Below are 26,925 nucleotides of genomic sequence, written 5' to 3'. Positions count from 1 at the left end.
CCCGAAAGCGACACTGGCACAAAAAGACACGGCACCCGGGCGAATTCACCCCGGTGCCGTGTCGGTTACGCGAAATCAGCGACGGCGCTTGGACTTCGGCGCTTTGTCGTGCTTGCCCTGCGTGCGGGCCGCCTCGCGACGCTCCCGGCGGGTGCCGGTGGTGGTCTCGGTGACCCCGTACTCCTCGGCGTCGCTGTGCACGGCCGCGCGGCCGCCCTCGTCCGGACCCGAGTAGCTCATCGCGCGCGCGGCATTGGAATCCTCGATGCCCTTGGCGCGCAAGGCCGCCGGAGCCCCATTGGGCGCGGGCGCGACCTCGTCGGTGGGCAGCGGACGGTTGCCGACCGGCGACTGCAGGCCCTTGGCGACATTGACCCCGGCGGGCTGCGGCTGCTGCACCTCGACCTGGAGGTTGAACAGGAAGGTGACCGACTCCTCCTTCAGGCCCTCGAGCATGGCGGCGAACATGTCGAAGCCCTCGCGCTGGTACTCGACCAGCGGATCGCGCTGGGCCATGGCGCGCAGGCCGATGCCCTCCTTGAGGTAGTCCATCTCGTAGAGGTGCTCACGCCACTTGCGGTCCAGCACCGACAGCAGCACCTGGCGTTCCAGATTGCGCATACTGCCCGCGCCCGCCAGCCCGTCGATCTCGGCCTCGCGGTTCTCGTAGGCGGCGTGCGCGTCCTCGAGCAGCGCTTCGAGCAGCTCCTCGCGCGGCAGGTCGCCGACCTCGCCGTGCTCGTTCTCGCCGGTCAGGTCCTTGTAGTCGATACCGATGGGGTACAACGACTTCAGCGCCGTCCAGAGCTTGTCCAGATCCCAGTCCTCGACGTAGCCCTCGGCGGTGGCCGCGTTCACGTAGGCGGTGATCACGTCGGTGATCATCTCCTGAACCTGGCCCTCCATATCCTCACCGGCGAGGATGCGGGCGCGCTCGGCGTAGATCACCGTGCGCTGCTGGTTCATGACCTCGTCGTATTTGAGGACGTTCTTGCGGATCTCGAAGTTCTGCTGCTCGACCTGGGTCTGCGCGGACTTGATGGCGCGCGAGACCATCTTGGCCTCGATCGGCACATCGTCGGGCAGGTTCAGCCGCGTCATGATCGATTCCAGCGCCGCGCCGTTGAAGCGCCGCATCAGCTCGTCACCCAGCGACAGGTAGAACCGAGATTCACCCGGATCGCCCTGACGGCCGGAGCGACCGCGCAGCTGGTTGTCGATGCGCCGCGACTCGTGCCGCTCGGTGCCGAGCACGTACAGACCGCCCGCCTCGCGCACCGCTTCGGCGTCTTCCTCGGTCTGCTGCTTGACCCGCTCGAGCGTGCCGTGCCAGGCGGCCTCGTACTCCTCCGGCGTCTCGACCGGGTCCAGGCCCTGACGGCGCAGCAGGATGTCGGCGATGATGTCCGGGTTGCCGCCCAGCACGATATCGGTACCGCGACCGGCCATATTGGTGGCGACGGTGACCGCGCCCGGCCGTCCGGCCTCGGCGATGATCTGGGCTTCCTGCTCGTGGAACTTGGCGTTCAACACGTTGTGCGCGATACCGCGCTTGGTGAGCAGCTTCGACAGGTACTCCGACCGCTCGACCGAGGTGGTGCCGACCAGCACCGGCTGGCCCTTCTCGTTCTTCTCGGCGATGTCGTCGGCCACGGCCGAGTACTTCGCCTCCTCGGTCTTGTAGATGAGGTCGGGCTGATCCTGGCGGATCATCGGCTTGTTGGTGGGGATCGGCACCACGCCCAGGCCGTAGGTCTGGTGCAGCTCGGCCGCCTCGGTCTCGGCGGTACCGGTCATACCGGAGAGCTTGTCGTAGAGGCGGAAGTAGTTCTGCAGCGTGATGGTGGCCAGCGTCTGGTTCTCCGGCTGGATCTCCACACCCTCTTTGGCCTCGATGGCCTGGTGCATGCCCTCGTTGTAGCGGCGGCCGGTGAGAATGCGGCCGGTGAATTCGTCGACGATGATCACTTCGCCATTGCGGACGATGTAGTCCTTGTCCTTCTGGTACAGCTCCTTGGCCTTGATGGCATTGTTCAGGTAGCTGACCAGCGGCGAATTGGCCGCCTCGTAGAGGTTGTCGATGCCGAGCTGGTCCTCGACGAATTCGACGCCCGCCTCGTGCACGCCGATGGTGCGCTTCTTGATGTCGACCTCGTAGTGGGTGTTCACCTTCAGCAGCGGCGCGATGCGCGCGAATTCGGCGTACCACTTGGACGAGGCGTCGGCCGGACCCGAGATGATGAGCGGGGTGCGCGCCTCGTCGATGAGGATGGAGTCGACCTCGTCGACAATGGCGAAATTGTGGCCGCGCTGCACGAGGTCGTCGAGCGAGTGCGTCATATTGTCGCGCAGGTAGTCGAAGCCGAACTCGTTGTTGGTGCCGTAGGTGATATCCGCGGCATAGGCCTCGCGCCGCTCCGGCGGCGTCATACCCGACAGGATCACGCCGACCTCGAGGCCGAGGAAGCGGTGCACGCGACCCATCCACTCGGCGTCGCGCTTGGCGAGGTAGTCGTTGACGGTGACCACGTGCACGCCGTCGCCGGAGAGGGCGTTGAGGTAGGCGGGCAGCACACAGGTGAGGGTCTTGCCCTCACCGGTCTTCATCTCGGAGACATTGCCGATGTGCAGGGCCGCGCCACCCATGATCTGCACCTTGTAGTGCTTCTGGTTGAGCACGCGCCACGACGCTTCCCGCGCGGTCGCGAAGGCCTCGAGCAGCAGTTCGTCGACCGATTCACCGTCGGCGTAGCGCTGTTTGAACTCGTCGGTCTTGGCGCGCAGCTCGGCGTCGCTCAGGGCCTCGAACTCTTCCTCGAGGGCGATGACCTCGTCCGCCAGATGCGACAGCCGCTTGACCGTGCGACCCTCACCAATCCGTAGCAACCTCGAAAGTGTCAGCGCAGGCACGGGTTCAGTCAGTCCTCTGGTCGGTGGTGTCGGTCTAATTACCCCGGAGGGTTTCGGGCGCGCGGGTGCGCAGCCAATGCCATGGTAATGCCGCCTCGACTTTATGCGCTGAAGTGCGGGAGGCGGCGATCGGCCGGGCCGGTGCGCGATGCCGACCGGTAGCCCGGGAAGCGGCCTGAACATGCAGCTACCATCCAGCGAATCACTTTGCCGCAGAACCTGTTTCGAGGCGTGTGGCGTAGCATAAGGGGCGTTCGTCGCGCGGTGGCTTGCGCTCACCCATCGGGAAGGGGTTCCCGACGACGGCGCAGGGGGCTGGGCATCGACGCCCGTCTTCCCCGGTGATCCGGATCGCTTGCGCAGACAACCGGCGCGCACGCCGACGCCTCTGGCGGCAGGATGAGTGCGGGTCGGGCATCGGAAAAGGGAGTAGCGGGCAGCGTGATCACGAGACTGACGCCGCAGGACGCGTCGTTCTACCGGCTCGAATCGAGTAGTAATCCGATGCACATCGGTTCCCTCGCGGTGCTGCGAAATCCCGCCCCGACCGGCACTTCCGCCAACAAACCGCTGGATTACGACCGACTCGTCGACCTGGTGGAGGCCCGCCTGCCGCTGGTCCCCCGCTACCGGCGCAAGGTGCGCGAGATTCCGTTCACGCTGGGCCGCCCGGTCTGGGTGGACGACCCGAACTTCGACATCACCTATCACATCCGCCGCTCGGCACTGCCCGAACCGGGCACCGACGCCCAATTGCTGGACCTGGTGGCCCGGCTCTCCTCACATCCCCTCGACCAGAGCCGACCGCTGTGGGAGATGTACCTGGTCGAGGGCCTGTCCGGCGGCCGCTGCGCGATCTTCACCAAAACCCACTCCGCCCTCGTCGACGGCGATGCCGCCCTGGAGATCGGGCATGTGATCCTCGACACCACCGCGGCTCCCCGCGAGGTCGCCGACGACGCCTGGACCGCCCGCCGCGAACCCGCCGATCTGGAGCTGCTCGTCGGCGCGCTCCTGCATCTGGCCACCGAGCCGCGCGAAGCCCTCGACGTGATGCGCCGCACCGGCGCGGAGGCCTTCGCCTTCGTGGACGCCACCGGCAAGGCGGTCCGCAAAATGGTGTCGCTGGTCCGGGCGGCCGCCATCGGGGTCGCCGACAGCCCGCTCAACACCCGCACCTCCCGCACCCGCCGCTTCGAGGTGGTGCGCACCGATCTGGAGGACTACCGCAAGATCCGCCGGAAATTCGACTGCTCCATCAACGACGTGATCCTGGCCGTGGTCACCGGCGCGCTGCGCACCTGGCTGCTCTCGCGCGGGGAGGTGCTCACCGAATCCACCAGCCTGCGCGCGGTGGTGCCCATGTCGGTCTACGCGGACGGCGCCGACGGCGTGCTGAAACCGGCCGGTGAGGTCACCTCGCTACTGGTGGATCTGCCTGTCGGCGAACCGAATCCGATCATGCGGCTCTCGCATATCAAGCACGCCACCGAGGTGCACACCAAACACCGGCGCGGGGTGCGCGCCCGCACGCTCGTGCACATGGCCGGATTCGCCCCGGCGAGCCTGCATGCCATGAGTGTGCGCGCGGCGAGTACCTTCGCAGAACACACGTTCAATCTGGTGATCACCAACGCGCCGGGTCCGCAGACGCCGATGTTCATCGGCGGCGCGCGGATGCTGGAGATGTACCCGGTATCGCCGCTGCTGCGCTTTCAGGCTCTGAGTATCGGGCTCACGTCCTATGACGGGCGAGTGTTCTACGGGCTCAACGCCGATCGCGACGCCATGGCGGATATCGGCGTGCTGACCGCGTCGGTGCACGAGTCGATGGAGGAGATGCTCGGTGCCTGCGTCCAGTGAGTCGTCCCGCCGTACCGTGCCCGGCAAGCTACGCGTCTACATCCCCGCCACCGTGGCCATGCTGCGGGAGCTGGTGGCGGACCGCGAGCTGCGGGCCGTGAACGACACCGCGTTCGCGGTCACCCCGGCGTTGCGCGAGGCGTACGCCTCCGGCGACGACGAGGAGCTGGCGGAGGTCGCCATGGGTGAGGCGGCGCGCGCCTCGCTGCGGCTCTTGGCCGATACCCAGGCCGCCACCGAACTCGGCGGCGAGGACGCCGACGCCGAACCCGCCGACGCCGATATCGACGCGCCCTTGGACCCGGCCGCGGCCGACTCCCCCGCCCCGGAACCCACCTCGCGCCGCCCGATCTACCGCCGCGCCGTGATCGCCGCCGATGTGGAGGGCGCGACGCTGCGCCCGGATCTCGACGACGCCGTGGTGCGCCTGTCCGACGTGGTCACCTGGAACCGCATCGCCTCGGTGCACGTGGACCTGGTCGACGCCGAACCGGCGGTCGCCAAGGCCGTGGATGTCATCGACGCCGCCGATATGGGTGATCCGGACGCCGAGTTCGTGCTCGGCGACGCCGAGGACCACCAGCTGGCCTGGTACGCGACCCAGGAGCTGCCATTCCTGCTCGACCTGCTGTAAGGGAGCCGACGCTCTTCCCATGGCGTCCACCGCCCCGTAACCTACGATGCCGTAACCTTGGCGGTAGAGGCGCGCCGCACGCGCTCGCCTATTACTCGGTTTCGCTGGCGACGAGGTCAGCAGCGCGCGTTCATCGCGCACCGCACAAGCACAATTGACGAGGGAAGAGCGTCCGCACCATGGGTTTGAAAGTTGGGGGTTTGTCCGTGCGAGGCCTGCGCCAGTGGCTGGAGGCCCCGGTCGCCGAACAGGGCCCCGCGGGGCGCACCCGGCTCGACACGCTGCGCGGCGCGGCGGCGCGGATCACCACCCCGCTGCTGCCCGACGACTACCTGCATCTGGTGAATCCGCTGTGGTCGGCGCGCGAGCTGCGCGGGCGCATCGTGGAGGTCCGCAAGGAGACCGCCGATTCGGCCACCCTGGTGATCAAGCCGGGCTGGGGGTTCGACTTCAAGTTCGAACCGGGGCAGTACATCGGCATCGGCGTGCTGGTGGACGGCCGCTGGCACTGGCGCTCGTATTCGCTGACCTGCCCGCCGGATTGGACCGATCCGGGCCACAAGTCCAAGCGGCTCATCTCGATCGCCGTGAAGGCCATGCCGGAGGGCTTCCTCTCCAGCCACCTGGTGAGCGGCGTCCCGGTCGGCAGCGTGGTCCGGTTGGCCGCCCCGCAGGGTGGGTTCGTGCTGCCGGAGCCGCCGCCGTCGAAGGTGCTGTTCCTCACCGCCGGTTCGGGTATCACCCCGGTGATGGCCATGCTGCGCACCATGGACCGCCGCGGCGTGGTCCCCGATGTCACGCATGTGCACTCCGCCCGCACCCCCGACGACGTCATGTTCGGCGAGGAGCTGCGCGACTTGCACGACCGGCGACCGGGTTTCGACGCCTATCTGCACTTCACCGGTGAGCACGGCAAATTCGCGCTCGCCGACCTCGACGAGCGGGTGTCGGACTGGCGCGAGCGCGACACCTGGGCCTGCGGTCCGGCCGCCATGCTCGACGAGATCGAAAAGCATTGGGCCGCAGCAGGTATCGCCGAGCGGCTGCATGTGGAGCGCTTCGAGATCGAGCGTTCCGCGGTGGGCGAGGGCGGCACCGTCACCTTCGCCAAGACCGGTCGCACCGTCGAGGTGGACGGCGCGACCAGCCTGCTCCAAGCGGGCGAGAGCGCGGGTGTGCAGATGCCGTTCGGCTGCCGCATGGGCATCTGCCAGACCTGCGTACTCACCGTCACCGACGGCCATGTGCGCGATCTGCGCAACGGCGACGAGCACCGCGCCGGTGACAAGGTCCAGACCTGCATCTCCGCCGCGGCGGGCGACTGCACCCTGGATGTCTGACCCAACGCCTGTACCCTCGATAACAGTCGAGTACGGCGTCGACCACGACGCGATCTGCGACTCGCGTCCCAGTTCGGGACATTCGAAAACACGGAAGGACCTGCCGGTGGCCATCACCGACATCAAAGCGTTCGCCCATCTGACGGCGGCCGATATCGAGACCCTCGGGCAGGAACTCGACACGATTCGCCGCGACGTCGAGCTGTCGCTCGGCGAGCGCGACGCCCGCTACATCCGCCGCACCATCGCCGCCCAGCGCATGCTCGAGGCGGCCGGTCGCGCCACCCTCTTCGCGAGCAGGAAGCGGTGGGCCTGGCTCACCGGCACCGCCCTGCTCTCGGTCGCCAAGATCATCGAGAACATGGAGCTCGGGCACAACATCAGCCACGGGCAGTGGGATTGGATGAACGATCCCGAAATCCATTCCACCAGTTGGGAATGGGACCAGACCGGCCCCTCGGGGCAGTGGAAGCACGCGCACAACTACTCCCACCACACCTATACCAATATCGTGGACATGGACCACGATGTGGGCTTCGGCATTCTGCGCATGACCCGCGACGAGGAATGGAAGCCCATCAATCTGGCCCAGCCGGTCGCGAACGTCGTGCTGGCGGCGCTGTTCGAATGGGGTATCGCGCTGCACGATCTCGCGATCACCAAGGAGCAGATGGGAATCGGGCGGCACAACTGGTTCTCCGAGCCGAACAAGCAGTTCATGAAGAAGGCGGGCCGTCAGGTCGCCAAGGACTTCGTGATCTTCCCGGCGCTCACCGGTCCCGCGTGGAAGTCGACCCTGAAGGCGAATGCCACCGCGAATCTGGTCCGCAACCTCTGGGCATACGCGGTGATCTTCTGCGGCCATTTCCCGGACGGCGCCGAGAAATTCACGCAGGAGCAGTTCGAGAACGAAACGCACGGCGAGTGGTACCTGCGCCAGATGCTGGGTAGCGCCAATTTCGACGCCGGTCCGGTCATGGGGTTCATGAGCGGCAATCTCAGCTACCAGATCGAGCACCACCTGTTCCCGGATATCCCGAGCAATCGGTATCCGGAGATGTCGGTGAAGGTGCGCGAACTGTGCGACAAGTACGACCTGCCCTATACGACCGGTTCGCTGGGCAAGCAATACCTGTTGGCGTTCCGCACGATTCACAAACTGGCGCTGCCGGACCGCTTCCTCAAGCGCACCGCCGACGATGCGCCGGAGACCTCCTCGGAGCGCAAGTTCGCCGGAATCACCCTGCCGTCGATGCCGTCCATGCCCTCGATGCCGGGTAACGAATGGCTGGCCGAACATCTGCCCAGCGATGAGTGGCTGGCCGCGCACCACTGGCCGGTCGTGGATCCGGTGACGGGTAAGCGGCAGGGCCTGCGTTCGGCGCTGGCCGAGGCCAAGGAGGCGCTCAAGGAGAAGGCTCGGCACGAGAAGGAAGTGCTGCGCGAGGCCAAGACGGCGCTGCAGGAGAAGGCTCGGGTCGAGAAGGAGCTGCTGCGCGAGAAGGCCCGCAACAGCGAGCAGGGCCGGTCGCTGTCGCGGTTCCTGCGTCGAAATCGCAAGTTCGCCTAGCAGATCCAGGTCTCGAACACAATGCGTTGTTCGACACGGTAGGGATTCATTCGTAGGTAACCTACGGGACCGTAACCTACGGTAGTGTAACCACCATGGCGATCTCGGATGTCAAGGAATACGCACATCTCACCCCCGAGGATGTCGAAGCGATCGGCGCGGAACTCGATGCCATCCGCCGCGAAATCGAATCGTCGCGCGGTGAACGCGACGCCAAATACATTCGCAATGTGATCCGGCTACAACGCGGCCTCGAAATCAGCGGCCGCGCTGTGCTGTTCGCGAGCCTTTTCCCGCCCGCCTGGTTCGCCGGTGTGGCCCTGCTGTCCACGGCCAAGATCATCGAGAATATGGAGATCGGCCACAACGTCATGCACGGCCAGTGGGACTGGATGAACGATCCGGAAATCCACTCCACCAGTTGGGAATGGGACAATGCGGGTCCCGCCGAACACTGGAAGATCACCCACAACTTCCTGCACCACAAGTACACCAATGTGCTGGGTATGGACGACGATATCGGCTACGGCCTGCTGCGCGTCACCCGCGATCAGCGGTGGTCGCCGTTCTACCTCGGCCAGCCGGTGTACAACCTGCTGCTGCAGATGTTCTTCGAATACGGCGTCGCCATCCAGCATTTGGAGCTCGGCAAGGTCGCCAAGAAGAAGTGGGCGCCGGGCAGCCCGGAGCGCCTGCAGTTCGAGGCGGACCGCCGCCTGGTGCTGAAGAAGATCGGCAAGCAGGCGGGCAAGGACTACCTGCTCTTCCCGCTGCTCACCGGTCCGGCGTTCTTCGGCACGCTCACCGCCAATTTCGCCGCCAATGTGATTCGCAATGTGTGGACCAACGCGGTGATCTTCTGCGGTCACTTCCCCGACGGCGCGGAGAAGTTCACCCGCTTCGACGTGGACAACGAGACCCAGGGCGAGTGGTACCTGCGGCAGATGCTGGGCAGCGCCAATATCTCCGGCGGCTCGCTCATGCACTTCATGACCGGCAACCTGAGCCATCAGATCGAACACCACCTGTTCCCCGATCTGCCGTCCAACCGACTGCGCGGCATCGCGGTGCGGGTGCGGGCGCTGTGCGACAAGTACGACCTGCCCTACACCACCGGTTCGCTGCCGGTGCAGTACGCCAAGTCGTGGCGCACCATCATGAAGCTCTCGCTGCCCAACAAGTACCTGCGCCACACCACCGACGACGCCCCGGAGACCAAGTCGGAGAAGGTCTTCGGCGGCACGGCGACCGTCGACCCGAACACCGGCCGCCGCCGCGGCCTGCGCACCGCCCTCGCCGAGGGTCGTCGCCGCATCGTCCGCCGCAAGGAAGCCGTCTTCGCGGGCTAGGCCCACGCTGGAATCTCGTGCCCCTGCCGAAGTATCTGCAGGGGCACAGTGGGTTGTGGGGGCGCGAGCGCGGGCCAGCAAACCTGCTGGTTCACTGGGAGTTGTGTGTGCTGATGGTCCGATCGACCCCTCTGCTTGTCTCAGCGTCTATGACGTGATTCGACTGCGCCGTGATGTGCGGGCGGAATTCACCGGTGCGGTGGTCGACGACGACGTGCTGTTGCGGATTCTGGATGCCGCGCATCGTGCGCCCAGTGTGGGCAATTCGATGCCGTGGGATTTCGTGGTGGTGCGCGAGCCCGCGACGTTGCGGGCCTTCGCCGAGCATGTGGCGGAGCAGCGGCGGGCGTTTCACGAGTCGCTGCCCGCCGAGCGGGCGGCGACCTTCGACCCCATCAAGATCGAGGGCATTGTCGAATCGGGGACCGGCATCGTGGTCACCCACGATCAGCGGCGCGGCGGCACGCATGTGCTGGGGCGGGCCACGGTGCCCGAAACCGGTATCTACTCCACCATTCTGGCGATTCAGAATCTGTGGCTGGCCGCCACCGCCGAGCGGGTCGGCGTGGGCTGGGTGAGCTTCTACGACACCGCGTTCCTGACCGAACTCATGGGCATTCCCGAGGGTGTGAAACCGGTGGCCTGGCTCTGTGTCGGCCCGGTGCGGGAATTCCAGCAGGTCCCGGACTTGGAGCGATTCGGCTGGCGCGAGCGCCGCCCCCTCGAATCCGCCTTGCACTGGGAGCGTTTCGACAACCGGGATTAGTGATCGCGGGATGTGCGTACCCGTAGGGGTATGAACAACACAGTCCAGTCCGCCAGGCGCGGACGCGCGCTGACGGTGCTCTTCTGGATAGTGACGGGGCTCCTGCTGGTCGAGCTGGTCTACGGCGGCTACACCGATGTCGTCTACACCGACCAGGTCGAGGAGGTGCTGGATCGGCTCGGGTACAGCCACGACTTCTCGGTACTGCTCGGCATCGCCAAATGGCTGGCGGCCGTGGTGATTCTGCTGCCGCGGCTGCCGCGTTGGAAGGAGTGGGCCTATGCCGGTGTGGTCTTCATCGATGGCGGCGCGGTGTACTCGCATATCGCGGCGGGCGACGGGTTCTCGCTCTGGTTGCCGCCCTTGCTCTTCGGCCTGCTGACGCTGCTGTCCTGGGCGCTGCGTCCGCCGAGCCGTCGGGATCCGGCTCCGCTGCCGGAGGTCCGCGGTGTGGGGGCACTGTTCCCGGCGCGTTGAGCGTCGCGGAAACAGTGCCGGTCACCGGTCAGATGTGTTCGAGCACCTCAGACGCGTTCGAGCACCGCCGACGCGCCGATCCCGCCCGCGGCGCAGATACCCAGCAGCGCGGTCGATTTGCCGCTGCGGGCCAGTTCGTTGGCCATGGTGGTGACCATGCGCGCGCCGGTCGCGCCGAAGGGGTGGCCGAGCGAGACCGAGCCGCCGTGCACGTTCAGGATGGCGGGGTCGATCTCGCCGACGGCGGTATCGCGGTCGAGGCGAGTCTTGGCCCACTCGTCGCTGCCGAGTGCGGACACCACGGAGAGGGTCTGCGCGGCGAAGGCCTCGTGGATATCCACGAAATCGATATCGCCCAAGGACATTCCGGCCTTGTCGAGCGCCCTCGGCATGGAGATCGCCGGGCCGATGAGCACCTGGTCGCGCGGGTCCACGCTGACGAAGCTCCAGGAGCGGAAGGCCGCCAGCGGTTCGAAGCCGAGTTCGCGCGCCTTCTCCTCGCTCATGAGCAGTACCGCCGACGCGCCGTCGGTGAGCGGGCTGGCATTGCCCGCCGTGACGGTGCCGTCGCGCTCGAAAACCGGTGCGAGCGTGGCGAGTTTCTCGACGCTGGTGCCGGGGCGCACGAGGCCGTCGCGGGTGATGGTGACGCCCTCGGGCGTGGTCACCGGCAGTACTTCGCTGTCGAAGCGCCCGGATTCGATGGCCGCCGCCGCGCGGTGGTGCGAGCGGGCCGCGAACTCGTCCTGCGCGGCGCGCGAAATGCCGTGGATGCGCGCCATTTTCTCGGCGGACTCGCCCATCACCTCACCGGTGGTGCGCTCCTGGATCTTGGGGCGGCGCGGGACGATATCGACGAAGGGCGCGAGCTGCGCGACGGCGGCGAGGTAGTCCTTCGGCTTGGGCTTGCCCAGGGCGAGCGGCGCGGCCGCGTGCACGACCTTCTGCGGAAGCTTCACCTCGGCATTGGAGGTGGAGTCGGAGCCGCCCGCGATCATGATGTCGTATTCGCCGCGCTCGATGGCGGCGGCGGCGGAGGTGACGGCCTGGAGGCCCGAGGCGCAGGCACGGGTGACGGTGTAGCCCTCGCAGCCGGGGTCGAGTTCCAGGTCGAGCGCGATTTCCCGGGCGATGTTCGGTGCGGCGGACGGCAGGATGACCCCACCCCACACGATCGCCTGCACCGCCGCCTTGGGCAGTCCGGTGCGCGCGAGCAGTCCGCGCACAGCGGTATCGGCCAGGTCGATGGAGTCCATCCGCGTGTAGTCGCTGAAGGCCCGAACGAACGGGGTCCGAGCCCCCGAGACGATCACGGCACGGCGAGCAGCCTTGGTGGCCATGCGATTTCCTTTCGAGAAAGCCTGACCACTCAACTTACTCCATGGTAAGAAGAAAGGCGATACAGCCTGTCACAGCTAGATTACGGTGCCGGTAACAGCGAGCGACCGGGGCTGTGCGACGAGCCCCGGTCGGAAGCGGATGGTGGGAATTACGCCTGGCTACGCGAGCCGGATGAGGCCGTAGTCGAAGGCGTGGCGACGGTAGACGACCGACGGTCGGTCGGTCTCCTTGTCTTGGAACATGAAGAAGTCGTGGCCGACGAGCTCCATCTGGTAGAGGGCATCGTCGACGGACATCGGAATGGCGGAGTGCGTCTTGACGCGCACGATATGTCCGGGACCCTCGTACTCCTGCCCATCGGCCGCATCGGCGGCGTGATCGTGGGCGGACCCGTTACCGTTCACCGAAGCGAACAACGAGTCGTCGATGAGTCCTGCGGTGGCCTCCGCTACCGAAATGGGCGTCTTCTCCCCGTGATGGACACGGCGGCGGTCCTTCATCTTGCGCAATCGGCTCTCGAGTTTGGCCACGACCCCTTCGAGAGCGCCGTAGAAACTGTCGGCGCAGGCCTCCGCCCGCACCACCGGGCCCTTGCCACGCGCGGTGATCTCCACCCGCTGGCAGCTCTTGCGTTGACGACGATTGCGTTCATGGAACAGCTCGACATCGAAGAGGAAGATCGACGGGTCGAAGCGTTCCAGGCGGGAAAGCTTGTCCGCGACGTGAATTCGGAAATGGTCAGGAACTTCCACATTGCGTCCCTTGACTACGACATCCGCGCGCATGCCCTGGGCGGGCTCGTCGGGGACAGTCGAATCCAGCACCGCAATATCTGCGTCTTTCACTGAAGGTCGTGAAGAAGTCGTCACGCGTACCTCCCGGATCTGGCCGCACAATCCGCTCGTGCGGCGGGATTGAAACGTGTGCCGATCGAAAAATCGCTCGGCACGTGATGTCCGAGGCGCCACCTCCAAACTCTCGCGTTCGGGTGTCTGATCGCGACGGTAGTACGCCAGCGACCCTTCCGCCAGTGTTCACGCAAATTTTGGTGAGTCAAGCGCGACAGGTCACGAGTACGGCTCTGACCGGGACTCCGGCGGCGGTCAGCGCGCGCACCGACGCTCGGGCCGTGGCACCGGTGGTCAACACGTCATCCATCAGCACTACCTCGGCATTTGCCGGAATTCGGACATCGTTCGGGGTGCGCGGCGCGACGATGATCCGGCCGCGCAGATTGTGCTCCCGGTCGCCCCTGGACAGGCCCACCGAATCGCGCACTCCGGGCCGCATACGCAGCAGCCGCGCCGGTTGGCAATCCGACAGCCAACTCGCCGCCACGCGCGCCACCCGCAGTACCGGATCGCCACCGCGCCGACGCGCGGCGGTGCGGCGACTGGGCGCGGGCACCAGCACGAGCGGTCTCGCCCTGTCCCGCAAGCGATCCAGTCCCCTGGCCGCCGCCAGTCCCAGCGGCGCCGCCAAGCTCCGGCGGCGCTGCTCCTTGACGGCCAGCACCGCCTGCCGGGCCGCACCGGAGTAGGTCGCCAGCGCCCAACACGGCACCCCGGGATCGGCCCGCGGCCGCGCCCGGATCGGCGGCCCGGACAGCGCCTCGGCACAGTCCGCACACCAGTCGGTTCCACCCACCCCGCAGCCGCAGCACGTGCGCGGGAGAACAAGCTCGAGCAACTCCCCCATGCCCCTCAGTGTGCCCCGCCATGGCCTTGCTGACCGGGCTTTTCACCCCGAACCCCCGGAAATTGCCGTCTAGCCGGGTAGCGCGGAGACGGCTCCCGTCGGCTACCGGGAATGGCGGGTCAGCCCGGAAGGACGGGGACCGCGTTGGAACCCAGGCCCGGTACGACGCGCCAATAGCGTTCGCCGCCTTCGGCACTGCTGGTGAGTTCCATGACGTCGCGGGCATCGGCGACGTACTGGCGGTCGGAGGAGGCCGCCACCACGCGTAGCGGCGGGGTGAGGTTCTGGCTCGTGAGGGAGCTCAGGCTGGAGCCGTCGATGGGCACGCGCACGATCGGGTCCACGGTGCCCTCGCGGGCGATCATGATGCTGTCCATCTCGGTGTTGTGGGTGAACCAGTCCAGCGAGACCGCCGGGGTGCTCAGGTCCGGGGCGATGGGCAGCGGCGAGGTGAGGGCGTAGCGGCCGTCGGGGCGCGGGGTCACCACGGCCAGGTAGACCTTGCCGCCCGCGATCAGCGCCGCGCGCGCACCGGTCGGGGAGATCCGCAGTTCGGTGATGGGCAGGCGCGGAGTGAGGGTGGAGTTCGGATTCGTCGCTGGCGCGGTCAATTCCGTGATGTCCACGTCCTGCACCGAGACATTGCCGCTGTTGCGGTCGTGCACGGCGCGGATGACGCGCTCCCCGTCCACCACCGCCCACGCCGAGGTGCCGTCGGAGGTCCAGGACGGGCGGCTGATCATGCCGCCGGTGGCCACCGGGAAGCCGGTGCCGTCGTAGGTGCCGATGATCAGCGTGCGGCCCGGCTCCGGCTCGGGGCGGCCGGAATCGGCGACGGCGGCGACCACCTGACCGTCCGGCGACAGGCCCACCGATTGCAGCGTGTGCGTGGAGCCGAAGAAGCCGGGGGCGGGCACCACACCGCTGTCGGTCACCCGCACCAGCGATCCGTCGCGCACCGCGTGCAGCCCGATGCTGTTGTGCGCCACCCCCGCCGGGCTCAGCGCCTCCACGTCCTGGCGGGTGTAGCCGTTGACGGCGAAGCGGTCGTCGAGCGGTTTGCCGTCGGCCAGCAGGATGTAGGGGCCGAAGATCTCGGCATCGGACAGCGTCAGCACCACCTGTGCCGCCAACAGCTCCCGGGCCCGCGAGTCGAGGGCCGACGCGCCGGAGAAGTCGATCAGCACACCGCCCGCGCCGACACCCACATTGTCGGAGTCGCCGCTGGCCTTGGTGACCGGGCCGCGCAGCGTGACCGGACCCGACAGCAGGTTCTTCACCGCGGGTCCGATGGCGGGCTGCGGGCCTTCGGTGATGAGCCCCAACAGTTTCTGGGTGAGCTGGTCCTTGGGCGCGGAGATCCAGCGCAGATCCGGCACCATGACCGATCCGGCCTGATTGCTGAAGTACAGCGAATGCCGCTGATAGGACTTGTTGAAGGCGGTGCGCTCCACCAGAACCCCGGTGGGCAGGTCGTCGATGCGCCACTCGCCGTCGACCTTCACCAGTTTGACCTTGTCCTCGAGGGTGCCCTCGAGCACGCGGTAGGACCCGTCGGACTCCAGCTCGCCGATCTTGCGGGTGCGCACCACGTAGGTGGCGGTGTCGTCGGTGCGCGACTCCCGCAGCGTGTCCGGCTTCTCGACGATGGTCATACTCGCGGCGTCGTCCCAGTTGACCGCGGCCGCCGGGGTCAGGAACTGCCGCGCCGCCTGATGCCGGTTGGCCGGATCGGCGGTGGCCTGGACGAAGTCCTGCAGCAGTGCCTCGGGTTCGCGCCCGGAGATGGGTGGCAGCGGATCGGTGCTGGTGGGCTGGCGGTCCAGGGTGCCCAGCGCCTGCGGCGCGGAGGAATCCGGCAGCTGCGCGCAGCCGACCAAGACCGTCAGGCAGCCCAGCAGGGCCGCCAGCTGACCGAGCCTGTGCCTCATGGTTTCCCGTCCCCGGAATCGGCGAGCACGTCGTCGGGAGAGTCGGGTCCGCCGGACGCACCCCCGGCCTGGCCGTCCTGACCGCGCCGTGCGCTGTCCCGGCTGGACGTCCGGCGCGACGGCGGAGCCTCACCGACCCCGTTTTCTCGCGACGAGGCCGAATCGCGCGAGGAGGCCGCGGCATCCCGAGGGGAGACTGCGTCATGACGAGGCGCGGCTGCGGCATCCTGAGGCGAGGACGCGGCATCTCGAGGCGAGGACGCGGCATCTCGAGGCGACGGCGAATCTCCCTGTGGCGCAGAGGTATCTCGCGGCGGCGACACCGAGTCTTCGCCTGCGGGACCCTGGGTCGGCTGTGGCTGCGACGGCGGCTGCGGGAACACCGTGCCCCCATCGCTGTCGGCCGGTCGCGCCGTCGGCTCGGTGGCGGGGAGCGGATTCTCCTGCGGCTGGACCGGTCTCGGGGCCCCTACCGTGGTATCCGCCGCATCGTCCGAACCCGGCTGCGCGGTGGCGGTATCCGCCGCGCCCGCACCCGGCTGCAAGGTGGCGGTATCCGCCGTATCGCCCGAATCCGGCTGCGCGGGAGCGGTTTCCGTCGTCCCCGCCTCCGACGGCTCCCCCGAGGCGGGTGCCTCGAGTTGGGAGGACGGGAATTCCGTGAACGGCGAGGTGGGAATCAGACCGTCTGCCACGATCGGATTCTCCCCCGTGAACACCTCGGGGAGGGGAGGTTCGGCGGGCGAGCCGCCGCGCTTCTTGGGCGGTTCCAGCGGCAGCGGGCTGCTGCCGAGTTTGCGGCCGCGCACCAGCGGCAGGGTCAGGCGGAAGCTCGCGCCGACGCCGATCTCGCCCCACGCCTCCAGCTTGCCCTCGTGCAGGTTGGCGTCCTCCACGCTGATGGACAGGCCCAGCCCGGTCCCGCCGGAGCGGCGCATCCGCGAGGGGTCCGAGCGCCAGAAGCGGTTGAAGACCAGCTTCTCCTCGCCGGGCCGCAGCCCGACGCCCTGGTCGCGCACCACGATGGCGACGGCATTGGCGTCGATGTCGCCGCGCATGCGCATGAGCACCGGTTTGCCCTCGCTGTGGTCGATGGCATTGGCGAGCAGATTGCGCAGCACGCGCTCCACGCGGCGCGGATCCACCTCCGCCACAAGGGGTTCCTCGGGCATGTCCACCACCAGCTCGACGCTGGACTCCTTGGCCAGATGCCGCACCGTGGAGACCGCGGCCCGCGCGCACATGCGCACATCCAGCGATTCCACCTGCAGCTCGGCCACACCCGCGTCGTGGCGGCTGATTTCGAGCAGATCGTTGAGCAGCCCCTCGAAACGGTCCAGCTCGTTCACGAGCAGCTCCGCCGAACGGGCCAGCGCCGGGTCCAGCTCGTCGCTGGAGCCGTGGATGAGGTCGGCCGCCATGCGCACCGTGGTCAACGGTGTGCGTAGCTCGTGGCTGACGTCGGAGGTGAAGCGCCGCTGGAGATTTCCGAACTCCTCGAGCTGGGTGATCTGATTCGACAGACTCTCGGCCATCTCGTTGAACGCCATGGCCAGGCGCGCCATATCGTCCTCGCCGCGCACCAGCATGCGCTCCTTGAGGCGACCGTCGGCGAAGCGGCTGGCGATGCGCGCGGCGGAGCGGATGGGCAGCACCACCTGTCGCGTCACCAAAGCCGTGATGGCGGCGAGCAATACCACGCCGCCGATGAACATGGTGCCGCGCATGAGCGCCAGGCTGCGCGACTCGTTGGTGAGCGGGAAGATCAGGTAGATCTCCAGCGAATCGATATCCGCGGAAGGACTTCCGATGATCAGCGCGGGTCCGCGATACCCATCCGGATCGGAGACGGTTGCGAATTGATAGCTGACCTGATTCGACTGCACGAAATGCCGTAGTTCCGGCGGGATTTCCTGAATCGGCCCCGCGGTCAGCTCGCGATTGTCGGAGTACATGGCGAGCGCGGAGTCGTAACTGCCCGCGGCGCCGCTGCTTCCACCGCTGCCGCCGCCCGAGGTGAGCGCGCGGCGGGCATCGTCGAGCCGCACCAAAGGGGTACTCGAGTCACGCACACCGGTCAGGGTGCTCTGCACCGTATTGCGGGCGCGGGCCATCTCCTCCACGGCCGCGTTGATCTTCGCGTCCAACAGCCGGTCGGTGATCTGGGAGGTGAGCACGACTCCGAGGATCGTGATCACGATCAGCGACAGGGTGAGTGTGGACACGACGACGCGCAATTGCAGCGAACGCCGCCAGATGTGGCCCAGCTGTTCTCCGAGGGTTCGGAACCAGGCCACTACCACCGCCAGCCACCGCTCGAGGCGGTTTCTGGAGCCAGCGATCACGGCGGTCCGGCCTTGTAGCCCACACCTCGCACGGTCAGCACGATCTCCGGGTTCTCGGGATCTTTCTCCACCTTGGCGCGCAACCGCTGCACGTGCACATTGACCAGGCGGGTGTCGGCGGCATGCCGGTAACCCCAGACCTGTTCGAGCAGTACCTCACGGGTGAACACCTGACGCGGCTTGCGGGCCAACGCCACCAGCAGATCGAATTCCAAGGGAGTCAGCGAGATCTGCTGACCGCCGCGGGTCACCTTGTGCGCGGGCACATCGATGACGATATCCGCGATGGAGAGTAGTTCCTGCGGCTCCTCCTCGGTGCGGCGCAGGCGAGCCCGCACCCGAGCGACCAATTCCTTGGGCTTGAACGGCTTGACGATGTAGTCGTCAGCCCCCGACTCCAAGCCCAGGACGACGTCGACCGTATCGGTCTTCGCCGTCAGCATCACGATCGGCACTCCCGAATCCGCCCGCAGCACCCGGCATACGTCGATGCCGTTCATGCCGGGCAGCATCAGATCCAGCAACACCAGGTCCGGGCGCAGCTCCCGGACAGCGGTGAGCGCCTGCGTGCCGTCTCCGACCACATGGGGATCGAATCCCTCGCCGCGCAAGACGATCGTGAGCATCTCCGCGAGCGCCATATCGTCGTCGACGACCAGAATCTTCGGCTTCATAAGTACTATGTTGTCACCCTTCCGGCTCTGTTCGGGTCGCCTCGCCGACAGTCGTGATTACTCCGGCGCACATCCAACCCTATCCAGCAATAATTTCCGCGAGACGCGCGGCAAGTGTTGCCGGATCGTCACCGCTCCGATGCACCCACCACGGTCCGCGCCAGTGGGTTTCGGCGAGTTCGTTGTAGACATTAGCGGTGCGCCGCTGCAGTCCGCCGTCTTTTTCGTAGGCGTCCAGGGCACGCGCCGTGTCCGCTTCGCCACGTTTGCGCGCTCGCTCCTCCGCGATTTCGGTCGGAACCCGCAGCAGGACCTGGAGATCCGGTGTCGGCAGTTCGAAACGTCCGAACTCCAATTCCTCGATCCAGCGGGCGATTTCGCCGTCGGCGGACTGTTCCAGTCGGGCCGCCGAATAGGCCACGTTGGAGGCGACGTAGCGGTCGAGTAGCACGATGTCGTTGTCGATCAACAGTTTCGACAATTCGTCGCGCGCGTCGGCCCGGTCGAGGGCGAACAGCAGCGCCATGGCATTCACCGACGCCGCCACATCGCCGTGCCCGCCGCGCAGCGCCTCGGCGGCGAGATCGGCGTGGATGGAACGGCCGTAGCGCGGGAAGGCGAGGGTGCCCACGCGCAGGCCGCGCGCGTGCAGGTCGGCGAGCAGGGCATCGGTGAGCGTACGCTTGCCCGCACCGTCGAGCCCCTCCACCGCAACCAACGCACCCATGGCCGCGAGAGTACCGGGTGGCTCCGACATTCGCGTGCCGCGGTGCAGCTCACCGACAAGATGTCCGAATGTTGCCAGAAGATTGCTAGGCTTCCGCCATGACTTTCATCCGCGCCACATCGTCGATGACGCGGCGGGCGTGCGCCGTAGCGGGCGTCGCGGTCGCCGCCCTCGGTCTCACCGCGTGTGACAGCAACTCCGACGACAGCGGCTCGAGCGCCACCTCCACACCGGTCGCCGCCCTGGGTGAATTCGACCTCCAGGCGCATCGCGGCGGGCGGGGCATGACCATCGAGGAGTCGCTGCCCGGATTCGCCAAAGCCATCGAATTGGGCGTCAGCACACTGGAACTCGATATCGTGCTGACCAAGGACAAGGTGCCGCTCATCTGGCACGACCCGGTCATCCAGGCCGAGAAGTGCGTCGACACCGCGCCGGTCGTGCCCGACGATCCGATGTACCCCTACGTCGGCAAGCTCGTTCACGACCTCTCCTTCGATCAGGTGCACACCCTGGACTGCGGCAAGAAGCTCACGGGATTCCCCGAGGCGCAGGAACTTCCGGGTAACAAGATCGCGCGGCTGCCCGAGCTGTTCGATCTGGTGAAGTCCTATCCGGGCGCGTTCGAGGGGCTGCGCTACAACATCGAGACCAAGATCGAGGCGGAGAAGCCCGAACAGTCCGCCGCCCCAGCCGAATTCGTCGATGTCATCCTCGGCGCGGTCGCCGACGCCGGTGCCACCGACAAGGTCGAGATCCAGAGTTTCGACTGGCGCAGCCTGCCTTTGGTGAAGGCCGAGAATCCGGATATCCCGACGGTGGCGCTCTACGACGACACCACCTTCAAGCCCGGCAGCCCGTGGCTGGGTCCGATTCGCTACGAGGACCACGCCGACGATCCGCTGGGCGCGATCAAGGCGCTCGGGGCGAATATCGCCTCGCCGAGCTATGTGAATCCGTGGGACAGCGAGGCCAAGGCCAGCGATCCGGGGTTCACGCTCACCACCACCACCGAGTACGTGGCCAAGGCGCATGGCATGGGTCTGAAGGTCGTGCCGTGGACGGTGAACGACAAGGAGACCATCGCGCTGGTCATCGACCAGGGCGTGGACGGCATCATCACCGACTACCCGAATCGGGCGCGAGAAGTGATGCGGGACAAGGGCATGCCGTTGCCCAAGGGCTACCGCAGGTAGTCCGCGAGGTTTCGGACCTGCCGCACGCGGTCTGCTGCGGAGACGGCGTGCGGTAGCGCGAGAAGAGAATTCGGCCGGTCACCTGGGTGACCGGCCGAATTCCTGTGTCCAGCGGGCGTTCTCGCTCAGTAGCGGTAGTGCTCCGGCTTGAACGGGCCCTCCACGTCCACGCCGATGTACTCGGCCTGATCCTTGGTGAGCTTGGTCAGCGTGCCGCCCAGGGCCTCGACGTGGATCTTGGCGACCTTCTCGTCGAGGTGCTTGGGGAGGCGGTAGACCTCGTTGTCGTACTCGTCCGGCTTGGTCCACAGCTCGATCTGCGCGATGACCTGGTTGGAGAAGCTGTTCGACATGACGAACGAGGGGTGGCCGGTGGCATTGCCCAGGTTCAGCAGGCGGCCCTCGGAGAGCACGATGATGGACTTGCCGGACTCCTTGAACGTCCACAGGTCGACCTGCGGCTTGATGTTCAGCCGCTCCGCGCCGGAGCGCTCCAGGGCGGCCATGTCGATCTCGTTGTCGAAGTGGCCGATATTGCCCAGGATGGCCTGGTCCTTCATCGCCTTCATGTGGTCGAGCAGGATGATGTCCTTGTTGCCCGTCGAGGTGATGACGATATCGGCGTCGCCGATGGCCTGCTCGACGGTGACCACGTCGAAGCCGTCCATGAGCGCCTGCAACGCGTTGATGGGGTCGATCTCGGTGACCTGGACGCGCGCGCCCTGGCCCTTCATGGACTCGGCGCAGCCCTTGCCGACATCGCCGTAGCCGCAGATGAGCACCTTCTTGCCGCCGATGAGCACATCGGTGCCGCGGTTGATGCCGTCGATGAGCGAGTGGCGGGTGCCGTACTTGTTGTCGAACTTGGACTTGGTGACCGAGTCGTTGACATTGATGGCCGGGAAGGTGAGCTCACCCGCGGCGGCGAACTGGTAGAGCCGCAGCACGCCGGTGGTGGTCTCCTCGGTAACGCCCTTGACGCTGTCGGCGATCTTGCCCCACTTGCCCTTGTCGGCTTCGAGGCTGGCGCGCAACAGGTTCAGGAAGACGGTGTACTCGGCGGAGTGGGTCTCGTCCTCGGGCGGCACCACGCCCGCCTTCTCGAACTGCGCGCCGCGCAGCACCAGCATGGTGGCGTCGCCGCCGTCGTCCAGGATCATGTTCGCGGGCTCGCTCGGCCAGGTGAGCATCTGCTCGGCGGCCCACCAGTACTCCTCCAGGGTCTCGCCCTTCCAGGCGAAGACCGGGATGCCCTTGGGCTCGTCGACGGTGCCGTGCGGGCCGACGACGACGGCCGCGGCGGCATGGTCCTGGGTCGAGAAGATATTGCAGGAGGCCCACCGCACCTGCGCGCCGAGCGAGACGAGGGTCTCGATCAGCACCGCGGTCTGCACGGTCATATGCAGCGACCCGGAGATACGAGCCCCCTTCAGCGGCTGCACCTCCGCGTACTCGCGGCGCAGCGCCATCAAACCGGGCATCTCATGCTCGGCGAGCCGGATCTCCTTGCGGCCGAACTCGGCCAGTGACAAGTCCGCCACCTTGTAATCGATCCCGTTGCGGACATCGGGCGTCATCATGCTGGACACTGCGGTCGTCATCTGCCTCTCCTGGTCGGCTGCTTCCTCAGCAAGGCTAATGCAACTCTCGCAACTCTCAGGGGCTGCGCCCCTGAAACCCCCCGGGCGGGGATGGGGAACCTCAGGGGCTGCGCCCCTGAAACCCCACCGGCGCGGATGAGGAACCTCAGCGGCCACGCCCCTGACCCCCCGGGTGGGAGACGGGGACCCGCAGCGGGCACGCCCCTGAACCCCACAGGCGGGGGGAGACGGGGAGCCTCAGCGGCCGCGCCCTAGCGGCCTTCCAGCGTGGACTGGGCGGCTTCAGTGGCCACAACCTCGAACCCACACGCGCAACCGGGGGTGGCCAACTGTGGCTGGAGTTGATGGGGGTGGCTTTCGTCTACGTCGCCGAGCTTCGACCCGGGGGGAACCCGTCCGAGCGGGCGCGGGCACTTGCCGCTCTTGGGGTTTCAGGGGGCAACGCACCTGAGAGTTTCCGAGAGTTGGTCAGGCCGTAGCGGGCGAGGATGGAGCCTCAGCGGCCGCGCCCCAGCGGTCTCTCAGCGTTGGGCAGCTTCGGTGGCCTCGACCTCGAACCCCATATGCGGGACTGGCAGCTTCGCGGCTGCGGTCGGGGCGGCTGCCGTCTCAGGAGCCGCTGTGACGGGAGGGGGCCGCCCGCACCCCGGTGTGGTGCCGCAGCGCGGGTCTCTGCCGCTCTTGGGGTTTCAGGGGCAACGCCCCTGAGAGTTTCCGAGAGTTGGTTATGCCGCGGCCGCGAGGCCGTAGCGGGCCAGGATGCGGTCGCGTTTGCGGGGGTGGAGGTTGGCTTGGCTGATGTCGCCGCCGTAGTGGGCGAGGAGGCGGGGGTCCATGACCCAGCGCCATAGGGGTGGGAGGAGGGCCAGGACGATCATGGTGGCGTAGCCCGCGGGGAGTTGGGGGGCCTCTTCGGAGCTGCGGAGGGTTTGGTAGCGGCGGCCGGGGTTGGCGTGGTGGTCGCTGTGGCGCTGGAGGTGGAACAGGAAGATGTTGGTGACCAGGCGGTCGCTGTTCCAGCTGTCGCGGGGGGAGCAGCGGGCCCAGTTGCCGTTGGCGCGGCGGCGGCGCAACAGGCCGTAATGCTCGACGTAGTTGACGGTTTCGAGCAGGGCCGCGCCGATCGCGGCCTGCAGCAGCAGGTACGGGAGCACGGCCCAGCCGAAGACGGCGAGCAGCACCCCGAACAGGACCAGCGACATCGCCCACGCCTGCAGGATGTGGTTGTGGATGCTCCACCAGCGGTTGCCCTTGCGACGCAGACGGTCGCGTTCCAGGGTGATGGCGGAGCGGAAACCGCCGACCACGCTGCGCGGCAGGAACTCCCACAGCGATTCGCCCATGCGCGCACTGGCCGGATCCTCGGGCGTCGCCACCCGAGCGTGGTGCCCGCGATTGTGCTCCACGAAGAAATGCCCGTAACCCGATTGCGCCAGCGCGATCTTCGACAGCCAGCGCTCCAGATGCTCCACCCGGTGCCCGAGTTCGTGCGCGGCGTTGATGCCGATCCCGCTGACGAACCCCAGCGTCGCCGCCAACCCGAGCTTGTCCGCGACGGTCAACTCGCTGCCCGCCCACATGTAGCAGGCGATCACCAGTCCGATGAACTGGATGGGCAGGAACAGGTAGGTGCACCACCGGTAGTACCGGTCGTTGGAGAGCAGTTCGTAGTCCTCGTCGCGCGGGTTGGTGCCATCCTCCCCAATGACCCAGTCCAGCACCGGAATAACGATCAGCACGATGATCGGGCCGATCCACCAGAACACCTCGGCGCCGGTTCGCAGCACCAGCTGCGAGGGCAGCAACGCGGACGCGGGGGCAATGAGCCCCAACACCCACAGATGACGTTTGGGATCCGGCGAACCCGAACGTTTGCCGACCATTTGCACGTTTGCCCCGCTAATTAGATACCTCTTGAACTTCGCAGGTAGATATGTACAGACTCTACCGCCGTTACGTCGCGCGTTGCCGAGCAAAGGTGGCAACAGTTACACGCCTGATAGTTCGCGGTATGGGACCCACCCCTGTGATGTCTATCACCGCACATAACAGGCAAACCCGAGGTGAACGCGACTACCAGCGCAACCCCCCTGAGCGAACTCGCAGCCGCGCTGCGGTAATCACCCCGACGTCAGCAAACCGTACGGCCCTCCCAATGAAATTTCTATGGACGCGAGCGCACGCAGCGTAGCTGCGAAGGCGCTCAACAGCTCTCACCGAGCACGCTCAGCGCCCCCACACATAGCGCACGCGCGGACGCCCCGTGCGACCATAGTCGGTTTGCCGCCGCACCACGCCGTCATCGGCGAGACGCTCGAGATAACGCCACGCGGTGACACGTGACACTCCGATATTTCGCCCCGCGTCCCCCGCCGTGACACCCTCGGGTGCGGCGCGCAGCACTCGCGTGATCTCCTCCAACGTCTGTGGCGCAATACCTTTCGGCGTCCCCACCCGGGTATCGGGTGTGCGCAGCGCCCCGAAGGCCCGGTCGATGTCCTGCTGCGACACCGCGTCCGCATCGGCCGGAAGCGCGGAGCGAAATTCCAGATAGCGCTCCAACTTCTCGCGAAATGCCGCGAAGGTGAACGGCTTCAGCAGATACAGCACCACCCCGTGCGCCACCGCCGCCCGCACCACCTCCAGATCCCGCGCCGAGGTGATGGCGACGACATCCGGCCGCGGCGTGATACGCCCCAGTGCCGCGGCCACCTCCAATCCGCTCATATCCGGCAGCCCGATATCCATGAGCACCAGGTCGATGGGCTCCCCCGCCCGCGCGGCCTTGCCCACCGCCTCCAGCGCCGCGCGCCCGGTATGCGCCACCGCCACCGGCAGCAGTCCCTCGATACGCTCCACATACGACCGATGCGCCCGCGCGATGGCCCGCTCGTCCTCGACGATCAACACCTTGATCATCGCCGAAACCTCACGACCACAGCGGATTCCGGTGTCCGCACGGCCCGCAGTTCCCCGCTGTGCCGCGTCACCAGCCGCCGCACCAGCGCCAACCCCAGCCCGTGGTGATCGGTCTTGGTGGAGTAGCCGCGCTCGGTCGCCCGCGTGAACACCTCCTCCGACATCCCCCGCCCGCTGTCGGCCACCCGCACGAACAGTCCCTCCGGGTCGTTGCGCACGGTGACCTCCACCCAGGCGTCGTCGTCGCGCCCGACCGCGTCGAGGGCATTGTCGATGAGATTGCCCAGCAGCGTGACCATTTCGTTCGGGGTGAGCGGATCGGTGGAGTCGAGCGCGGTATCACCGCTCACGGTCAACTCCACCCCCAGTTCGGCGGCCTGCTCCACCTTGCCCAACAGCAGCGCGATCACGGCGGGTTCGGCCACCGCCCCGGTCATCCGGTCGATGAGCGATTGCGTCAATTCCAGTTCGGCCGTGGCGAAGTCGACGGCCTGGCGGGTGTGGCCGAGCTCCACCATGGTGATGACGGTGTGCAGCCGATTGGCGGCCTCGTGCGCCTGGGCGCGCAGCGCGTCGGCGAATCCGCGCACCGAATCGAGTTCGCCCATGACATCGCGCAATTCGGTGTGATCGCGCAGCGTGACGACGGTGCCGATGCGGCGGCCGTCGCGCTCGACCACATCCTGATTCACCACCAGCACATGATCGGTGGTCACATGCATCTCGTCGCGCACCGCCCCGAAACCCAACTCCTGCAACGACTCCGGCAGATCGGTCCGCACCACTTCTCCCTCCGGCAGGCGCAGCAGCCGCCGCGCCTCGTCGTTCACGACCTGCACGCGCTCACCGTCGGCGTCGAAGACCAACAGGCCCTCGTGCACCGAGTGCAGGACGGCTTCGTGATGCTCGTACAGCGCCCGCAGTTCGGCGGGGGCGAGCCCGTGCGTCTGCCGTAACAGCCTGCGCCGCAACAGCAGTGAGCTCACGATGGCCACCAAGAGACCACCGGCCGCGATACCCAGGATGGCGGGCAGCTGCGCCTCGACCTGATCGCCGATCCGCGCCCGCGTCACCCCCGCCGACACCAGCGCCACGATCTCGCCGCCGTCATCGCGCACCGGCGTCACCGCGCGAATGGACGAGCCGAGACTCCCGGTGAAGGTCTCGATGAACGTCTCCCCCGCCAACGCCCGATCGATATTGCCGCTGAACGGCTTTCCGATCCGCGTCGGATCGGTGTGCGTGAAGCGGGTGCGATCCGGGGCCATGACGACGATGAAATCCATGCCCGTGGCCTTGCGGATGGTCTCGGTCACCGGTTGCAGCGCCGCCGACGGATCGGGCCCGCGCACCGCCGCGAGGGTGGACGGGGCCCGCGCCAGCGTCACCGCCACATCGATCACCTGGGTGCGGGTGGCGTCATCGCGTTCGCGGCGCGTCTGCACCACCACCAGCGCCGTACCCGCGCCGATCACCAGGGCCAGCACCACCAACTGCACCGCGAACACCTGTCCGGCGAGGGTCCGGCGTCGGCGCTCTCCACGACGTTTCAAGCAGACCTCCGTGAACGAAATGTACGAAACA

The 26,925-nt window shown here is 67.2% G+C and carries 19 protein-coding genes and 1 pseudogene; 8 read left to right on the top strand and 12 right to left on the bottom strand.

Annotated features, from left to right (window positions below):
- Positions 1–75: 75 nt before the first annotated feature.
- Entirely contained in the window at positions 76–2,910 is a 2,835-nt protein-coding gene (gene secA / locus ACIBH2_RS17850; RefSeq protein WP_397118666.1) for a preprotein translocase subunit SecA, read from the bottom strand.
- Between the two features lie 441 nt (positions 2,911–3,351).
- On the opposite strand from secA, the gene ACIBH2_RS17845 reads away from it, so the two are divergent.
- The 7 genes from ACIBH2_RS17845 to ACIBH2_RS17815 all read left to right on the top strand — a co-directional run bounded on the left by ACIBH2_RS17845 (position 3,352) and on the right by ACIBH2_RS17815 (position 10,909).
- Entirely contained in the window at positions 3,352–4,773 is a 1,422-nt protein-coding gene (locus ACIBH2_RS17845) for a wax ester/triacylglycerol synthase family O-acyltransferase (protein ID WP_397118664.1), read from the top strand.
- Positions 4,774–4,831: 58 nt separating this feature from the next.
- Positions 4,832–5,407, top strand: a complete 576-nt coding sequence (locus tag ACIBH2_RS17840) for a DUF6912 family protein (RefSeq protein ID WP_397120832.1) — start codon at positions 4,832–4,834, stop codon at positions 5,405–5,407.
- 179 nt (positions 5,408–5,586) lie between these two features.
- Entirely contained in the window at positions 5,587–6,747 is a 1,161-nt protein-coding gene (locus ACIBH2_RS17835) for a ferredoxin reductase (RefSeq protein WP_397118662.1), read from the top strand.
- A 106-nt stretch (positions 6,748–6,853) separates the two neighbouring features.
- On the top strand, positions 6,854–8,317 hold the full coding sequence (locus ACIBH2_RS17830) for a fatty acid desaturase family protein (RefSeq protein ID WP_397118660.1): 1,464 nt from the start codon (positions 6,854–6,856) through the stop codon (positions 8,315–8,317).
- Positions 8,318–8,412: 95 nt separating this feature from the next.
- Complete coding sequence (locus tag ACIBH2_RS17825; protein ID WP_397118658.1) at positions 8,413–9,666, top strand: fatty acid desaturase family protein; 1,254 nt, start codon at positions 8,413–8,415, stop codon at positions 9,664–9,666.
- A gap of 154 nt (positions 9,667–9,820) precedes the next feature.
- Positions 9,821–10,432: a 5,6-dimethylbenzimidazole synthase gene (gene bluB, locus ACIBH2_RS17820; protein WP_397118656.1), complete on the top strand. Its 612-nt coding sequence runs from the start codon at positions 9,821–9,823 to the stop codon at positions 10,430–10,432.
- 30 nt (positions 10,433–10,462) lie between these two features.
- Positions 10,463–10,909 carry a DoxX family protein gene (locus ACIBH2_RS17815; RefSeq protein ID WP_397118654.1) on the top strand — a complete coding sequence of 149 codons (447 nt, stop codon included), beginning with the start codon at positions 10,463–10,465 and terminating at the stop codon, positions 10,907–10,909.
- A gap of 47 nt (positions 10,910–10,956) precedes the next feature.
- On the opposite strand, the gene ACIBH2_RS17810 is transcribed toward ACIBH2_RS17815, so the two are convergent.
- The 7 genes and pseudogenes from ACIBH2_RS17810 to ACIBH2_RS17780 all read right to left on the bottom strand — a co-directional run bounded on the left by ACIBH2_RS17810 (position 10,957) and on the right by ACIBH2_RS17780 (position 19,625).
- Complete coding sequence (locus tag ACIBH2_RS17810; RefSeq protein ID WP_397118652.1) at positions 10,957–12,249, bottom strand: acetyl-CoA C-acyltransferase; 1,293 nt, start codon at positions 12,247–12,249, stop codon at positions 10,957–10,959.
- 159 nt (positions 12,250–12,408) lie between these two features.
- Positions 12,409–13,035 carry a ribosome hibernation-promoting factor, HPF/YfiA family gene (gene hpf, locus ACIBH2_RS17805; protein ID WP_397120830.1) on the bottom strand — a complete coding sequence of 209 codons (627 nt, stop codon included), beginning with the start codon at positions 13,033–13,035 and terminating at the stop codon, positions 12,409–12,411.
- A gap of 268 nt (positions 13,036–13,303) precedes the next feature.
- On the bottom strand, positions 13,304–13,948 hold the full coding sequence (locus ACIBH2_RS17800; protein ID WP_397118650.1) for a ComF family protein: 645 nt from the start codon (positions 13,946–13,948) through the stop codon (positions 13,304–13,306).
- 119 nt (positions 13,949–14,067) lie between these two features.
- Positions 14,068–15,879, bottom strand: a complete 1,812-nt coding sequence (lpqB, locus tag ACIBH2_RS17795; RefSeq protein WP_397118648.1) for an MtrAB system accessory lipoprotein LpqB — start codon at positions 15,877–15,879, stop codon at positions 14,068–14,070.
- 764 nt (positions 15,880–16,643) lie between these two features.
- Positions 16,644–18,176: pseudogene (gene mtrB / locus ACIBH2_RS17790) on the bottom strand (MtrAB system histidine kinase MtrB); the annotation flags it as partial.
- A 44-nt stretch (positions 18,177–18,220) separates the two neighbouring features.
- On the bottom strand, positions 18,221–18,898 hold the full coding sequence (gene mtrA, locus ACIBH2_RS17785; RefSeq protein WP_029931579.1) for an MtrAB system response regulator MtrA: 678 nt from the start codon (positions 18,896–18,898) through the stop codon (positions 18,221–18,223).
- 79 nt (positions 18,899–18,977) lie between these two features.
- Positions 18,978–19,625 carry a dTMP kinase gene (locus ACIBH2_RS17780; RefSeq protein WP_397118645.1) on the bottom strand — a complete coding sequence of 216 codons (648 nt, stop codon included), beginning with the start codon at positions 19,623–19,625 and terminating at the stop codon, positions 18,978–18,980.
- 98 nt (positions 19,626–19,723) lie between these two features.
- On the opposite strand from ACIBH2_RS17780, the gene ACIBH2_RS17775 reads away from it, so the two are divergent.
- Positions 19,724–20,821, top strand: a complete 1,098-nt coding sequence (locus ACIBH2_RS17775) for a glycerophosphodiester phosphodiesterase (protein WP_397118643.1) — start codon at positions 19,724–19,726, stop codon at positions 20,819–20,821.
- 125 nt (positions 20,822–20,946) lie between these two features.
- Here ACIBH2_RS17775 and ahcY read toward each other — a convergent pair whose 3' ends face one another.
- The 4 genes from ahcY to ACIBH2_RS17755 form a co-directional block, all read right to left on the bottom strand.
- On the bottom strand, positions 20,947–22,422 hold the full coding sequence (ahcY, locus tag ACIBH2_RS17770) for an adenosylhomocysteinase (protein WP_397118641.1): 1,476 nt from the start codon (positions 22,420–22,422) through the stop codon (positions 20,947–20,949).
- 725 nt (positions 22,423–23,147) lie between these two features.
- Positions 23,148–24,305: an alkane 1-monooxygenase gene (locus ACIBH2_RS17765; RefSeq protein WP_397118639.1), complete on the bottom strand. Its 1,158-nt coding sequence runs from the start codon at positions 24,303–24,305 to the stop codon at positions 23,148–23,150.
- Between the two features lie 343 nt (positions 24,306–24,648).
- Positions 24,649–25,341 (bottom strand): response regulator, encoded by a 693-nt coding sequence (locus ACIBH2_RS17760; protein ID WP_397118637.1) that lies wholly within the window; start codon positions 25,339–25,341, stop codon positions 24,649–24,651.
- The gene (locus ACIBH2_RS17755) at positions 25,338–26,894 is read right to left on the bottom strand and encodes an ATP-binding protein (protein ID WP_397118635.1); all 1,557 of its coding nucleotides are present in this window, start codon (positions 26,892–26,894) and stop codon (positions 25,338–25,340) included. Before ACIBH2_RS17755 ends, ACIBH2_RS17760 begins: the two co-directional genes overlap by 4 nt.
- Positions 26,895–26,925: the final 31 nt, after the last annotated feature.

The organism is Nocardia sp. NPDC050406, from assembly GCF_044459025.1.
Lineage (GTDB): Bacteria > Actinomycetota > Actinomycetes > Mycobacteriales > Mycobacteriaceae > Nocardia.
The sequence above is the reverse complement of the archived record's forward strand: the minus strand, read 5'-3'. Positions and strand labels throughout refer to the sequence as shown.

What these genes read in the sequence shown, in the direction of transcription:
- ACIBH2_RS17840 (WP_397120832.1), top strand. Translation starts at nt 4,832, where the DNA reads ATGCTGCGGGAGCTGGTGGCGGACCGCGAGCTGCGGGCCGTGAACGAC.
- ACIBH2_RS17835 (WP_397118662.1), top strand. Translation starts at nt 5,587, where the DNA reads ATGGGTTTGAAAGTTGGGGGTTTGTCCGTGCGAGGCCTGCGCCAGTGG.
- ACIBH2_RS17825 (WP_397118658.1), top strand. Translation starts at nt 8,413, where the DNA reads ATGGCGATCTCGGATGTCAAGGAATACGCACATCTCACCCCCGAGGAT.
- ACIBH2_RS17815 (WP_397118654.1), top strand. Translation starts at nt 10,463, where the DNA reads ATGAACAACACAGTCCAGTCCGCCAGGCGCGGACGCGCGCTGACGGTG.
- ACIBH2_RS17810 (WP_397118652.1), bottom strand. Translation starts at nt 12,249, where the DNA reads ATGGCCACCAAGGCTGCTCGCCGTGCCGTGATCGTCTCGGGGGCTCGG.
- hpf (WP_397120830.1), bottom strand. Translation starts at nt 13,035, where the DNA reads ATGCGCGCGGATGTCGTAGTCAAGGGACGCAATGTGGAAGTTCCTGAC.
- ACIBH2_RS17800 (WP_397118650.1), bottom strand. Translation starts at nt 13,948, where the DNA reads ATGGGGGAGTTGCTCGAGCTTGTTCTCCCGCGCACGTGCTGCGGCTGC.
- lpqB (WP_397118648.1), bottom strand. Translation starts at nt 15,879, where the DNA reads ATGAGGCACAGGCTCGGTCAGCTGGCGGCCCTGCTGGGCTGCCTGACG.
- mtrA (WP_029931579.1), bottom strand. Translation starts at nt 18,898, where the DNA reads ATGAAGCCGAAGATTCTGGTCGTCGACGACGATATGGCGCTCGCGGAG.
- ACIBH2_RS17780 (WP_397118645.1), bottom strand. Translation starts at nt 19,625, where the DNA reads ATGGGTGCGTTGGTTGCGGTGGAGGGGCTCGACGGTGCGGGCAAGCGT.
- ACIBH2_RS17775 (WP_397118643.1), top strand. Translation starts at nt 19,724, where the DNA reads ATGACTTTCATCCGCGCCACATCGTCGATGACGCGGCGGGCGTGCGCC.
- ahcY (WP_397118641.1), bottom strand. Translation starts at nt 22,422, where the DNA reads ATGACGACCGCAGTGTCCAGCATGATGACGCCCGATGTCCGCAACGGG.
- ACIBH2_RS17765 (WP_397118639.1), bottom strand. Translation starts at nt 24,305, where the DNA reads ATGGTCGGCAAACGTTCGGGTTCGCCGGATCCCAAACGTCATCTGTGG.
- ACIBH2_RS17760 (WP_397118637.1), bottom strand. Translation starts at nt 25,341, where the DNA reads ATGATCAAGGTGTTGATCGTCGAGGACGAGCGGGCCATCGCGCGGGCG.